Source organism: Micromonospora sp. NPDC049282, from assembly GCF_043197045.1.
Lineage (GTDB): Bacteria > Actinomycetota > Actinomycetes > Mycobacteriales > Micromonosporaceae > Micromonospora.
In genome coordinates this window covers 163,716-175,587 of sequence record NZ_JBICSL010000002.1, presented here as the reverse complement: position 1 = coordinate 175,587, position 11,872 = coordinate 163,716, and the positions used below count along the sequence as shown (strand labels likewise).

Sequence of the window (11,872 nt, the reverse complement as noted above, 5' to 3'; positions counted from 1 at the left end):
AGGAGCCGTGGACGTGGAGCCGAACAGAGGCGGGCCCGACCTGCGCGACGCGCACCGGTTCGCGGTGCAGGCGGCCCGGGCGGCCGGCCGGCTGCTACGCCGGGGCATCCGGGGGGAGGTGCACGCCTGGGCCAAGGGCGACTCCGGCGACCTGGTCACCGACCTCGACCTGGCCGCCGAGCGGCTGATCGTGGACCGGATCCGGGCCCGCTGGCCGGAGCACGGCGTGATCGCCGAGGAGGGCGGCGAGTATGCGCCGGACACCACCTGGGCGTGGCTGGTGGACCCGCTCGACGGCACCAACAACGTGGCGATCGGGCTTCCCGCCTACGTGGTCGGCATCGCGCTGTGTCAGCACGGCTCCCCGGTGCTCGGCGTGGTGCACGACCCGATCGCCGGCCGGACCTGGTCCGCGGTGCGCGGCCAGGGCGCCTTCGTGCACGGTTCCGATCCGGTGGGGCGCCCGCTGCGCACCGCGCACCGGCCGGTGCCGGCCGCGCCGGTGCTGGCCTGGACCCAGGGCCACGGGGTACGCCGGGACGACAGCACCGCCCGGGCGTTGAAGGTCGTCCTCGACACCACCGCCCGACGGGTGCTGCAACTGTGGGCGCCGCTGCTGGCCTGGGTGATGCTGGCCCGGGGCGACATCGACGGGATCGTCGGCTACCGCCCGGAGGCGGTCGACCTGCCGGCCGGGGTGCTGCTGGCCGCCGAGGCCGGCATGGCCGTGCGGGCGCTGGACGGCGGCACGTTCGACGACCGGTACGGCTGCCCGGCGGAGCGGCGCAGCTTCGTGGCCGGCCCACCGGAGACGATCGACCGGCTGGTCAAGCTCGTCACCGCGGCCCAGTGGATCGAGCCGCAGGTGCGTCGGCTGACCCCGGTCAGTCTGGGCTCGGTGGGTTGGTGAGCTGATCGGCGGGCGTGGCCCAGCAGTGCGCGCCCCGGAACCGCACGCCGGGCACGCCCGCCAGCAGGTGCCCCGGGTCGACCAGGCCGGCCAGCGCCAGCGGCAGGTCCGCCCCCAGTTCGGTGTCGGCCTCCTCGACGGTGTTCGGCTCGTTCGCCCAGTCGATGTCCGCCTCGCGCAGCCGCCGCCGCGCGAGCGCCGTGACCGCGCCCGGCTCGTCGACGGCGACGTCGATTCGGCAGTGGACCCGCACCATGACCGGCTCGCCGTCTCGCACGCCTCGAGGGTCCCATCCGGCGTCGCCCCGGCGCCACCGAGATCCGATAGTGTCGCGTCGGTGGCCGCCAGACAGCTCAAGCTCGGGCTCCGGGTCCGCGACCTGGACCGCTCCCACCGGCTCTACCTCCGCCTGGGCTTCAAGCAGATCCCGCAGCCCGACCAGCCGCACCTGCGCTACCTGACCTTCGGTCACACCTGGCTGATCCTGTCCGACCTGCGTCGGCACGGGCACCACAACATCGAGCGGGAACGCGCCACCAGGGACGGTCCGCCCGGGCTCGGCGTCGTGCTCACCGTGCCCACGCCCGACCTGGACGCCACGTACGCGCTGTGGCGCGCCGAAGGGCTGCCGGTGACGCTGGAACCGGAGGACGTGGGCTGGGCCCGCATCTTCTACGGTCTCGACCCGGACGGGTACGAGGTGATGTTCGAGCAGTTCCATCCGCGGGCCGGTCAGGGCTGACCGACGCCGCGCCGCAGCCGGTCGGCCAGGAAGTCGTCCCAGGTCCGTACGCCCCGCGTCGCATCCGGCCGGGCCAGGTTCGCCCCGCTGCGGTAGGCCCGCCCGGCTCGGCCGGGGAGCCGCACGGGCAACCGCAACCGCCGCCGGCCGGTCGCCGCCAGGTAGCCGGCCAGCAGTTCGTCGAGGCCGTGCGTGGCCGGGCCGGCCAGGTCGGGCGCCAACCCGGCGGGCGCGCCGAGCGTCACCTCCACCAGGCGCGCGGCCACCTCGGCGGCGTCGACAGGTTGCAGCCGCAGGCCACCGGGGACCGGCGTCACGGGCAGCCTCGTCATCGCCGTCAGCATCCTCAGCACCAGGTCGTGGACCTGCGCGACCCGCAGCACGGTCCACGGCAGGCCGGCGTCGGCCACCGCCTGCTCGGCCCCGAGCTTGGACCGCAGCCAGGCCAGCGGCACCCGGTCGGCACCGGTCACGGAGACGTGCACCAGGTGCGTCACCCCGGCCCGCCGCGCGGCGCGGACCAGGTTGGCGGCGGCCCGGTAGCTCGCCAGCCGGGCGCGCCGCCGGGTACGCGGCCGGGCGCCCACGCCGGACCCGGACCTGGCCCGGCAGCGGGCGGTGGTGGACGCGTTCCTGGCCGCCGCCCGCGAGGGCGACTTCGACGCGCTGATCGCGGTGCTGCACCCGGATGTGGTGCTCCGCTCCGACGGCGGGACCGCCCGCGCCCGGCACACCACCGTGCTCACCGGCGCGCCGGACGTCGCCGCGCAGGCCACCACGTTCGGCCGGCTCTTCCCGTACGCCCGGCCGGTGCTGGTCAACGGCGCCGCCGGGGTGCTGGTGAGCGCCGGCGGCCGGCCGCTGTCGGTGATGGCGTTCACGGTCACCGGCGGGCGGATCGTCGCCGTGGACGTGATCGCCGACCCGCACCAGCTGGCCGCGCTCGGCCTCGACGACTGAGCCCGGTCAGGGCCTCAGCGGACGACGACGAGGTTGGCCATGTCCACCACCGGCCGGAAGCCGAGGCGGGCGTAGAGCCGGTTCGACGTCGGGTTCGCCTGGTCGGTGAAGAGACACACCCGCGCCCCCTCGGCCCGCAGCAGCCGGCTCACCTCGGCCACCGCGTTGCCGGCCCACCCTCGGCCGCGCTCCTCCGGCGGCGTGTAGACCGGTCCCACCCGGGCCACGCCGAACGCCGGTGGGTTCGCGGCGGTGAGGTGCACCGGCCGGCCCGCCGCGTCGGTCCAGAACCAGACCCGGCCGCCCCGGATCCGGCGGAGCAGTTCGTCACGGTCCGGCGTCTCGTGGGCGCTGGCGCCGCGCGGGCGGCCCGCCTGCTCGTCGGCATCGGCCATGAAGGCGCCGAACCAAGCGGCGACCAGGTCGACGTCGTCCTCGCCGGCGACCGTCAGCGCGCCCGGCGCCGGCGCGGGCGGCGCCGGCGTGTCGAGTTCGTGCAACCGGGTGTGCTGGGCGACCTCGACCCGGCCGCCGCACAGACGCGCCACCTCGGCGGCGCAGTCGCGGGCCGCGGGCAGCGCGCCGTTGACCGCCGACACCTCCTCGCCGCGTTCGTGCCAGGTCCGGGCCAGCGCGACCGCCGCGTCCGCCGGCATCGGCAGCAGGAACGGCGGGCGCGGCGGGAACGGCGCGGCCCGCATCCCCGCGCCGACCACCGCGCCGGAGTCGTCCCGGACCACCAGCCACCAGTCGTCCTCCGGCAGCCCGACCCCCTCGGCCCGGCGGGCGGCCATCCGGTACGCGACGGAGGCGACCACGGTGTTGACCACCGGGTCGGCGGCGAGGTGGTCGCCGGCGGCGTCGAGGAACTCGCCCGGATCGGCGTGGAAGTGCAGGGTGGGGGTCATGCCGGCACGGTAGTTGGTGCGCGAGGCCCGGTCGTAGCGGTTTTCCGGCCCGGCCGGGCGCTCAGGCGGTGGCCAGTTCCGCGAACCAGCGGCCGCCGGCCGGGCGCAGGTCGCGCAGGGTCAGCCCGGCCGCGGCGGCCGGTACGTGCACCGAGCGCGTGTCCAGCCGCGCCCAGCCGAAGCTGGGCCCCCGTCGCCGGCCGGACACCACGTGCGCCTGGCCCTGCCAGGTGCCGCTGCCGGGCGGGTCCAGCTCGACCAGCACGGTGCCGTCCGGGCCCAGCAGGTCCCGACACCGGCGCAGCAGCCGCTCCGGATCGCCGCCGATGCCGATGTTGCCGTCCAGCAGCACCACGTGCCGCCACCGGCCCTCGGCGGGCAGCGGCGCGAACAGGTCGGCCCGCACCGCGACCGCGCCCCGCGCCCGGGTCAACGCCACCGCCTGTGGGCAGACGTCGACGCCGACGGTGGTGACGCCGGCCCGGGTCAGCGCCGCGGCGAGCCGGCCCGGCCCGCAGCCCAGGTCCAGCGTCGGTCCGTGGCACCGGCTCACTACCGCGACGGTCGCCGCCTCCGCCGGACCGTGCCACCGCTCCACCGGCAACCGGCGGCGCACCCCGTCGGCCTGCACGAGCCAGTGCGCGCCCGCCCGTCGCCGCAGCGCGGCCCCGAACCCGTCCACACCCGCGGTGCTGTTTTCGGTTCGCGACTGCGGGGCTCGCAACCCCGGCTCACTCCTCGCGCTCACGGGCCCCCCACCAGGGTCGGCCGGAGCGCGGCGACCTCGCGGGCGAAGCGGCCGGCGGGTGCGGCCCGGGCCACCGCCAGCGCGTCCGCCCAGTCGTCCACGTCGCGCAGCGTCGGCAGCGCGGCCACCCGCAGGGCGCTCCCGACCAGCGCCGCGTAGGTGAGCCGGCCGGTGTCGGCGGTGGACATGGGTACGCCGCGCAGCGCCGCCGCCCACCGCGGGTCGCGCAGGCCCAGACCCCACCAACCGCCGTCCGTGGCCGGGCCGAGCACCGCGTCGGCGCCGGGCGCGGACAACCGGCGTACGGCGTCGGCGAGCCGCGCCGGGGTCAGCTGCGGGGTGTCCATGCCGATCTGCACCAGCGGCCGCCCCGGGTACGCCTCGGCCACGTCGGCGTGCGCGTGCGCGAGCCGGGCGGCCAGGCCGTCGCCGCGCTGCGGCAGCACCGGCCACCCGGCGACCGCGGCGGCCAGCTCCGCGCCGTGCTCGGCATCGGCGAAGCGCCCGGCCAACGCCAGCACCGGCAGGACGCCCCGGGTGGCGGCGACCGCGTCCAGCGTGTCGCGCAGCGCGGCGGCGGCGATCCGGGCCGCCTGCGCCGGGGTGGCCGGCGGACAGAGCCGGGTCTTCACCGCCCCCGGCACCGGGGCCTTCGCCACCACCAGCAGGACGGTCACCGGGGGCCGTCCACGTTGCGCAGCACGGTGAGGAAGTCCCGGGTGGCCCGGACCGTGCCGCGTACCGAGCCGGACACCTTGGACTTCGTGCCGGCGGCGCGCGGGGCGTAGCTGACGTCGCGCTCGTGGATCCGCCAGCCGGCCGCCGCGGCCCGGATCATCAGTTCCAGCGGATAGCCGAACGCCCGGTCGGTGACCCCGAGCGCGAGCAGCTCCGCACGGCGGGCGACCCGGATCGGGCTGAGATCGCGCAACGGCACCCCGCGCTGCCGCAGCAACGCGGCGACCAGCGCCGTGCCGGCCCGCGCGTGCCACGGCCAGGCGAGGGTGGACACCGGCCTGCGGCGGCCCACCGCCAGGTCGGCCGTGCCGGCCGCCACCGGGGCGACCAGCGCCGGCAGCTCGCCGGGGTCGAACGAGCCGTCCGCGTCCAGCACGCAGACCAGCTCGGCCTCGGCGGCCTCCAGCCCGGTGTGCACGGCCGCGCCGTAACCGCGGCGGGGTTCGCGTACCACCCGCGCGCCGTGCCGGGCAGCCACCTCGGGTGAGCCGTCCCGGGAGCCGTTGTCCACCACGATGGCCCGGTAGCCCGGCGGCAGCGCGCCCAGCACCCCGGGCAGCGCGGCGGCCTCGTCCAGGCACGGCAGCACCACGTCGATCTGTGTCCGCATGCCGCCGACGCTAGGCCGGCAGCCGCCCGGGTGAGCCCCGATCGTGCTTACGGAACCCTTACCGAGCAGGCATTTCTTACCGTCCCGTGACGGGCCGGCGGTTGCCGTCCCGGCCGGCGCCGGCGGGCCGTACCGTGCGGTCGTCATGAGATCCGCACCCACGCTGCGCCGCGCCCCCACCGCGGACCGGACCGGGCCCCCACGCCGGGGCGACCTGGTCGCGGTCGCCGTCGAGGCGGCGCTGCTCGCCGCCGCCGTCGTGGTCGGGCTGGTGCTCAACCGGCGCGGGGGGGGGGGGGGCCCCCCGCCCCCCCCCCCCCCCCCCCCCCCCCCCCCCCCCCCCCCCCGCGGGGGGGCCGCGGCCGCGGGGGCGGGGGCGCGGCGCGCCGCGGCGGGGGGGGGGGGGGGGGCCCCCCCCGGGCGCGGCGGCGCCCCCCCCCCCCCCCCCCCGCCGCTCTACGCCACCTGGCGACCGCACGCCGGCTGGGGTACGCCGCTCGCGGTGGTGGTCGCGCTTGTCGTGCTCGGGCCGGGGCTGCGCTGGTCGCGGACCGCGCGCTGGCGGCCGCTGCTGGCCGCCGGCTGGCTGGCGGCGGTGGCCTGGACGCTGGCGCTGGCGCTGGTGGACGGCTGGTCCGCCGGGCTGACCCGGAGGCTGACCCCGCAGGCGGAGTACCTGCACGAGGTGCCCGGGGTGACCGACATCCCGGCCATGCTGGCCGGCTTCACCGGGCGGATCCTGGACTTCCAGCCCGACTCCTGGTCCACCCACACCGCCGGGCACCCGCCGGGCGCGCTGCTGATCTTCGTCTGGCTGGACCGGGTCGGGCTCGGCGGTGGCGCCGCCGCCGCGCTCTGCTGCGTGCTGCTCGGGGCGACCGCGGTGGTCTCCGTGCCGGTGACCCTGCGCGCGCTGGGCGCCGCCGACGCGGCCCGGGCGGTGCTGCCGTTCCTGGTGCTGCTGCCCGGCGCGGTGTGGCTGGGCGCCTCGGCCGACGCGGTGTTCACCGGTGTGGTCGCCGCGGGGCTGGCGCTGCTGGCGGTCCGTGGGCCGCTCGCCGCGCTGGCCGGCGGGCTGCTGCTCGGCTTCGCGCTGCACCTGTCGTACGGGTTCGTGCTGGTCGGGGCGCTGGCGGTGACCGTGCTGGCGCTGCGGCCGGACCGTCGCCGGGCCGCTCTGCTCACCGCGACCGCGGGTGTCGCGACCGTCACCGCGTTCTTCGTGCTGGCCGGTTTCCACTGGTGGGAGGGGTACGACCGGGTCGTCGAGCGCTACTACCAGGGTTGGGCGGCCGACCGCCCGTACCTGTACTGGGTCTGGGCGAACCTGGCCGCGCTGCTGCTCTCCGCCGGGCCGGTGCTCGGTCCGGCGCTGCGCCGCACCGTCGTGGTCGCCCGCCTCGCCTGGCACGCCGCTGGCGTCTCGCCATCCGCCGGCCGGTCGGCGGCGTTCGTCGTCCGGGCGCGGCGGCTGGTCGGGCTCGGGCCGGCGGTGCTGCTGCCGGCCGCCGCCGCGCTGGTGGTGACCGCCGCCGACCTGTCCGGGATGAGCAAGGCCGAGGTGGAGCGGATCTGGCTGCCGTTCGTGGTCTGGCTGCTGGTCGCCGCCGCCCACCTGCCCCCACCGACCCACCGTCGCTGGCTCGCCGCCCAGGCCCTGACCGCCCTGCTCGTCAACCACCTCCTCCTCACCGTCTCCTGACCGGCCGCGATTCATCGATCATGGAGTTGTGGCGCCCAGGATGTCGGATCAGACCGATATCGGACGTGCCACAACTCCATGATCGACGAGTCGACCAGGCCGGGCGAGGTGGGGTGGGGGTCAGGCGGGTGGGGGTCAGGCGGGTTGGGGGGAGAGGGTGGCGGGGGAGCGCTGGGGGTCGGTGGCGAAGGCGGTGACGCCGTCGGTGAAGGTGACCGTCGCCGTGTAGCCCAGCAGGGTCCGGGCGCGGGTCGGGTCGGCCACCACGTGCCGAACGTCGGCCGCCCGCGCGCCGCCGGCGATCTCGGGCTCGGGGCCGCCCATCGCCTCCGCCAGCGCTCTCGCCAGGTCGCCCACGGTGTGCGGCTCCCCGGAGCAGACGTTCACCGCCGCCAGGCCCGCCGGCGGCGGCGCGGTCAGCGCCAGCAGGTTCGCCCGGGCCACGTCCGTGACGTGCACGAAGTCCCGACGTTGGCGGCCGTCCTCCAGCACGACCGGCGCCCGGCCGGCGGCCAGCGCCGAGCGGAACAGCGAGGCCACCCCGGCGTACGGGGTGTCGCGGGGCATCCGGGGACCGTAGACGTTGTGGTAGCGCAGCGCCCACACCCCGCCGCCGGTCTGCCGGGCCCACGCGGCGGCGTAGTGCTCCTGGGCGAGCTTGCTGGCCGCGTACGTGCTGCGCGGCTCCAGCGGCGCGTCCTCGGGCACCAGCGCCGGCGCGAGCGTGCCGCCGCAGTCGGGGCAGGTCGGGTCGTACCGGCCGGCGGTCAGGTCGGCGGCGCGTCGCGGGGCGGGCCGGACCACGCCGTGCCGGTCGCAGGTGTAGCGCCCCTCGCCGTAGACCACCATCGAGCTGGCCAGCACCAGCCGCCGCACCCCGGCCCGGTGCATGGCGGCCAGCAGCGCGGCCGTGCCGAGGTCGTTGTGCGCCGCGTAGTCGGGCGCGTCGGACGGGTCGAGCCCGTGCCCGACCATGGCCGCCTGGTGGCAGACCGCGTCCACCCCGGACAGCAGCCGGTCCAGCAGCGCGGCGTCGCGGACGTCGCCGACCACCGGGTCGTGCCGGCGGGACCACTCCGGCAGCGTCCCGCCGTGCGCCTGCGGCAGCAGCGCGTCCAGGCAGACCGGCTCGTGGCCCTCGGCCGCCAGCAGGTCGGCGACCTGCGATCCGATGAAACCGGCCGCGCCGGTGACCAGTACCCGCATACCGGACCACGCTAGGGCACCCGGGGCGGGCCGGAGGCCGGTTCCCGCCGGACGTCAGCGGTCCGTAAGGGACGGCGCCGGTAAGGCTTCGGTAATGCGGCAAACGCCGTCGTGGGCCGCCGGCGGCGTCTAGCGTCCAATCCCGGGAGCGCCGGCCGTCCGGTCGGCGCCGTCGCCGGAGGAGGTGCCGTGCCCACCGACGCGCCACCGCCGGACGGTCCCGCGCCCGCCGACGTCCCGCCGCCGGACGGTCCCACGTCCACCACCGGTCCGAGCGGTACGGCGTCCGTCGCGACGAGGCCCGCCGATCCGGGGTACGCCGCGCCGGCCCGGCTCTGGCGCGCCCTGGACCGCCACCGCCCACCGGGCGTCGACGCGGTCGACCGGGCCTGGCGCAGCCCGGTACGCGGGCCGTGGCTGACCTCGGTGCTCGGCGCCGTGCTGCTGGCCACCCTGCCGCTGGTGGTGGTCACCGGGCTGCTCGACTGGATCGCCTACGGCCCCCGCTTCGGCCAGGCGTTCCCCCGGGACGTGGGCTGGCTGCACCCGCCGGTGTTCGACTGGCCGACCCGGCCGGCCTGGCTGTTCCGCCTCACCCAGGGCCTGCACGTGACGCTCGGCATCGTGCTGTTGCCGGTGGTGCTGGCGAAGCTCTGGTCGGTGGTGCCGAAGCTGTTCGACTGGCCGCCGGCCCGCTCGGTCGCGCAGGTGCTGGAGCGGGTGTCGTTGCTGCTGCTGGTCGGCGGCATCCTGTTCGAGAGCGCGACCGGCCTGCTCAACATCCAGTACGCGTACCTGTTCGGCTTCGACTTCTACACCGCGCACTGGTACGGCGCGTGGGTCTTCACGGTGGCGCTGGTGACGCACGTGGCGATCAAGCTGCCCCGGCTGGTGACCGCGCTGCGCGGGCCGGGCTTCGCGCGTACCCCGGTGGACCGGACCGGGCCGGAGCCGGCGGATCCGGACGGCCTGGTGGCCCGCCGCCCCGGGCCGGCGACGATGAGCCGCCGTGGGGTGCTGGCGTTGACCGGCGGCGGCGCGCTGCTGCTGGCCGCGCTGACCGTGGGGCAGAGCGTGGACGCGCTGCGGCGCACGGCGCTGCTGCTGCCCCGGGGCCGGCGCGCCGGCGACGGGCCGACCGGCTTCCCGGTCAACCGCGCCGCGGCGGCGGCCGGCGTCACCGCCGACCGCACCGGCCCGGGCTGGCGGCTGTCGCTGCGCGCCGGCGACCGGACGGTCACGCTGGACCGGGCCGGGCTGCTGACGCTGCCGCAGCACACCGCCACCCTGCCGATCGCCTGCGTGGAGGGCTGGTCCACGTCGCAGACCTGGACCGGGGTACGCCTGCGCGACCTCGCCGCGCTGGTCGGCGCCGCCGGTCCCGCCGCCGCGCGGGTCCGTTCGCTGGAGCGCGGCGGCCTGTTCGGCCGGGCCACCCTGCACGGCGGGCAGGTCACCGACCCGGACGCGCTGCTCGCGCTGCGGGTCAACGGCGTCGACCTGAGCCCCGACCACGGTTTCCCGGCCCGGGTGGTGGTGCCCGCGCTGCCCGGCGTGCACTGCACCAAGTGGGTGGAGGAGATCGTGTTCGATGGTTGACCTCCGTCGGGCGTACGGCGCGGCGCCCTGGCACCTGCTGCTCCTCGTCGGCTGCCTCGCGGTGGCCGGATGGGTCGCGCTGCGGCTGGCCGGCGAGCCGACCGCGGGCCGGATGCTGCTCTGGTTCGTCGGCGCGGTGGTCGCCCACGACCTGGTGCTGTTCCCGGCGTACGCGGCGGCCGACCGGGTGCTGCGGCGTGCCGGCCGGTCGCTGCGCAACCACGTCCGGGTCCCGGCGTACGCCTCGGCGCTGCTGTTCGTGGTCTACCTGCCCGGCGTGCTCGGCCTCGGCGACGGCACCTACGCGGCGGCCACCGGCCTGGCCCCGGAACCCCTGCTCGGCCGCTGGCTGGCGGTCAGCGGCGGGCTCTTCGCCGCCAGCGCGCTGCACTACGCCGCCCGCCGGCCGTGGCGGCGGTGACCGATCGGGACAGCGGCGTCACGCGCCGGGGCCGACCAGCAGGGCGGCCACGGTGAAGGCGGTGGCGAGCGCGGCCAGCGCGGCGCTGGTCGCCACGAACCGGCCCAGCGGCACCGTCAACCCGGCCGCCCGGCAGCGCTCGTACCAGATCAGCGTGGCAAGCGACGCCCACGGCGTGGCCAGCGGGCCGACGTTGGTGCCGATCAGCAGCGCCAGCAGTTGGGTGTGCCGGTCGGCGGCGATGACCGCCTCGCCGGCCACGTACGCGGGCAGGTTGTTGACCGCGTTGCTGAACAGGGCCCCGACCGCGCCGGCCCGCAGCGCGCCCTCCGCGCCCGGGTCGGCGCCGATCAGCGCGCCCATCACGGTGTCCAGGCCGTGCCGGCCGATGGTCTGCACCACCAGGAACAGGCCGGTGACGAACACCAGCAGCCGCCACGGCACCAGCGCCGGGCGCAGCCGGTGCCGGGCCCGCACCGCGAAGCCGGCCACCAGGATCGCGGCGGCCACCCCGGAGGCGACGCCGATCTCGACCCCGGCCAGCACCCCGGCGACGAAGAGCAGGCAGGCGACCAGCGCGGTCCGGTAGACCAGGCGGTCCGGCGGCACGTACGGCGGCGGCGGGACGAACGGGTCGGCGCCGGCGCGGGCCGGTCGCCAGTACCACCACCACAGCAGCAGCATGGTGATCGCGATGGCGACCAGCTGTGGCCACCACATCCGGGCCGCCCACGGCACCGGGTCCAGGCCGATCCGGTTGCTGGCCAGGATGTTGGTCAGGTTGGACACCGGCAACAGCAGGCTCGCGGTGTTGGCCAGCCAGACCGTGGTCATGGCCAGCGGCGTCGGCGGCACGTTCAGCGTCCGGGCCAGGGCGATCATCACCGGCGTCAGCAGCACCGCCGTGGTGTCCAGGTTGAGCGCGATCGTGGTCACCGACGCGAAGCCGACGCAGAGCCAGAACAGCGCCCGGAAACTGCCCCGCGCGGTGATCGCCACCCGGGCGGCGAGCGCGTCGAAGACCCCGGCCACCGCGGTCAGCTCCGCCAGCACCACCACCGTGCCGAGGAAGATCAGGATGGGCACGATCCGGCGTACGGTGGCCTCGGCGTCGGCGCGCGGGAGCAGCCCGGTGAGCACGCCCAGCACGCCGGCCACGGCCAGCGCGATCGCGACCCAGTCCAGCACGTGCAGTCGCCGACGGTGCCGGTCCGGCGCGGCGGACGGCGGGTCGCCGACGGTCTCCACGAACGCTGATCCTCGCACATCCGGCCCCGGCCGGTCCGGCCCGACGCCGTCGGCGTTCCGAGCTGCCGAGGGTGTCGATC

At 77.2% G+C, this 11,872-nt stretch carries 14 protein-coding genes; 6 read left to right on the top strand and 8 right to left on the bottom strand.

Annotated elements, in window-relative coordinates; translation table 11 throughout:
• Positions 1–13 precede the first annotated feature (13 nt).
• Positions 14–910: an inositol monophosphatase family protein gene (locus ACGFI2_RS04610; protein WP_393510577.1), complete on the top strand. Its 897-nt coding sequence runs from the start codon at positions 14–16 to the stop codon at positions 908–910.
• Here ACGFI2_RS04610 and ACGFI2_RS04605 read toward each other — a convergent pair.
• On the bottom strand, positions 885–1,187 hold the full coding sequence (locus ACGFI2_RS04605; RefSeq protein ID WP_393510575.1) for a hypothetical protein: 303 nt from the start codon (positions 1,185–1,187) through the stop codon (positions 885–887). The two genes, ACGFI2_RS04610 and ACGFI2_RS04605, sit on opposite strands and share 26 nt — an antisense overlap.
• 60 nt (positions 1,188–1,247) lie before the next feature.
• Here ACGFI2_RS04605 and ACGFI2_RS04600 point away from each other — a divergent pair, with 60 nt between their 5' ends.
• Positions 1,248–1,652 (top strand): VOC family protein, encoded by a 405-nt coding sequence (locus ACGFI2_RS04600; RefSeq protein ID WP_393510572.1) that lies wholly within the window; start codon positions 1,248–1,250, stop codon positions 1,650–1,652.
• Here the strand turns inward: ACGFI2_RS04600 and ACGFI2_RS04595 are convergent.
• Complete coding sequence (locus ACGFI2_RS04595; protein WP_393510570.1) at positions 1,643–2,239, bottom strand: SDR family oxidoreductase; 597 nt, start codon at positions 2,237–2,239, stop codon at positions 1,643–1,645. The two genes, ACGFI2_RS04600 and ACGFI2_RS04595, sit on opposite strands and share 10 nt — an antisense overlap.
• A gap of 31 nt (positions 2,240–2,270) precedes the next feature.
• Here ACGFI2_RS04595 and ACGFI2_RS04590 point away from each other — a divergent pair, with 31 nt between their 5' ends.
• Positions 2,271–2,612: a hypothetical protein gene (locus ACGFI2_RS04590; RefSeq protein WP_393510567.1), complete on the top strand. Its 342-nt coding sequence runs from the start codon at positions 2,271–2,273 to the stop codon at positions 2,610–2,612.
• 14 nt (positions 2,613–2,626) lie between these two features.
• Here ACGFI2_RS04590 and ACGFI2_RS04585 read toward each other — a convergent pair whose 3' ends face one another.
• From ACGFI2_RS04585 to ACGFI2_RS04570, 4 genes are all read right to left on the bottom strand, one after another.
• Entirely contained in the window at positions 2,627–3,520 is an 894-nt protein-coding gene (locus ACGFI2_RS04585; RefSeq protein WP_393510565.1) for a GNAT family N-acetyltransferase, read from the bottom strand.
• Positions 3,521–3,581: 61 nt separating this feature from the next.
• The gene (locus tag ACGFI2_RS04580) at positions 3,582–4,202 is read right to left on the bottom strand and encodes a class I SAM-dependent methyltransferase (RefSeq protein ID WP_393510563.1); all 621 of its coding nucleotides are present in this window, start codon (positions 4,200–4,202) and stop codon (positions 3,582–3,584) included.
• Positions 4,203–4,264: 62 nt separating this feature from the next.
• Positions 4,265–4,945 (bottom strand): DUF2064 domain-containing protein, encoded by a 681-nt coding sequence (locus ACGFI2_RS04575; protein ID WP_393510560.1) that lies wholly within the window; start codon positions 4,943–4,945, stop codon positions 4,265–4,267.
• Positions 4,942–5,616, bottom strand: coding sequence for a glycosyltransferase family 2 protein (locus tag ACGFI2_RS04570; protein WP_393510557.1), 675 nt, complete (start codon positions 5,614–5,616; stop codon positions 4,942–4,944). The genes ACGFI2_RS04575 and ACGFI2_RS04570 overlap by 4 nt, the downstream gene beginning before the upstream one ends.
• Positions 5,617–5,761: 145 nt before the next feature.
• Here ACGFI2_RS04570 and ACGFI2_RS04565 point away from each other — a divergent pair, with 145 nt between their 5' ends.
• Positions 5,762–7,318: a hypothetical protein gene (locus ACGFI2_RS04565; RefSeq protein ID WP_393510554.1), complete on the top strand. Its 1,557-nt coding sequence runs from the start codon at positions 5,762–5,764 to the stop codon at positions 7,316–7,318.
• 135 nt (positions 7,319–7,453) lie between these two features.
• Here ACGFI2_RS04565 and ACGFI2_RS04560 read toward each other — a convergent pair whose 3' ends face one another.
• Entirely contained in the window at positions 7,454–8,524 is a 1,071-nt protein-coding gene (locus tag ACGFI2_RS04560; protein ID WP_393510552.1) for an NAD-dependent epimerase/dehydratase family protein, read from the bottom strand.
• A gap of 345 nt (positions 8,525–8,869) precedes the next feature.
• On the opposite strand from ACGFI2_RS04560, the gene ACGFI2_RS04555 reads away from it, so the two are divergent.
• Together ACGFI2_RS04555 and ACGFI2_RS04550 are read left to right on the top strand one after the other, a co-directional pair.
• A complete protein-coding gene (locus ACGFI2_RS04555; RefSeq protein ID WP_393511606.1) occupies positions 8,870–10,123 on the top strand; it encodes a molybdopterin-dependent oxidoreductase in 1,254 nt (417 codons plus the stop codon).
• Entirely contained in the window at positions 10,116–10,544 is a 429-nt protein-coding gene (locus ACGFI2_RS04550) for a hypothetical protein (RefSeq protein ID WP_393510549.1), read from the top strand. The genes ACGFI2_RS04555 and ACGFI2_RS04550 overlap by 8 nt, the downstream gene beginning before the upstream one ends.
• 18 nt (positions 10,545–10,562) lie before the next feature.
• On the opposite strand, the gene ACGFI2_RS04545 is transcribed toward ACGFI2_RS04550, so the two are convergent.
• Positions 10,563–11,792: an SLC13 family permease gene (locus ACGFI2_RS04545; RefSeq protein WP_393510546.1), complete on the bottom strand. Its 1,230-nt coding sequence runs from the start codon at positions 11,790–11,792 to the stop codon at positions 10,563–10,565.
• Positions 11,793–11,872: the final 80 nt, after the last annotated feature.

Coding starts and splice junctions, on each gene's coding strand:
- ACGFI2_RS04550 (WP_393510549.1), top strand. CDS start 10,116: ATGGTTGACCTCCGTCGGGCGTACGGCGCGGCGCCCTGGCACCTGCTG.
- ACGFI2_RS04570 (WP_393510557.1), bottom strand. CDS start 5,616: ATGCGGACACAGATCGACGTGGTGCTGCCGTGCCTGGACGAGGCCGCC.
- ACGFI2_RS04565 (WP_393510554.1), top strand. CDS start 5,762: ATGAGATCCGCACCCACGCTGCGCCGCGCCCCCACCGCGGACCGGACC.
- ACGFI2_RS04560 (WP_393510552.1), bottom strand. CDS start 8,524: ATGCGGGTACTGGTCACCGGCGCGGCCGGTTTCATCGGATCGCAGGTC.
- ACGFI2_RS04585 (WP_393510565.1), bottom strand. CDS start 3,520: ATGACCCCCACCCTGCACTTCCACGCCGATCCGGGCGAGTTCCTCGAC.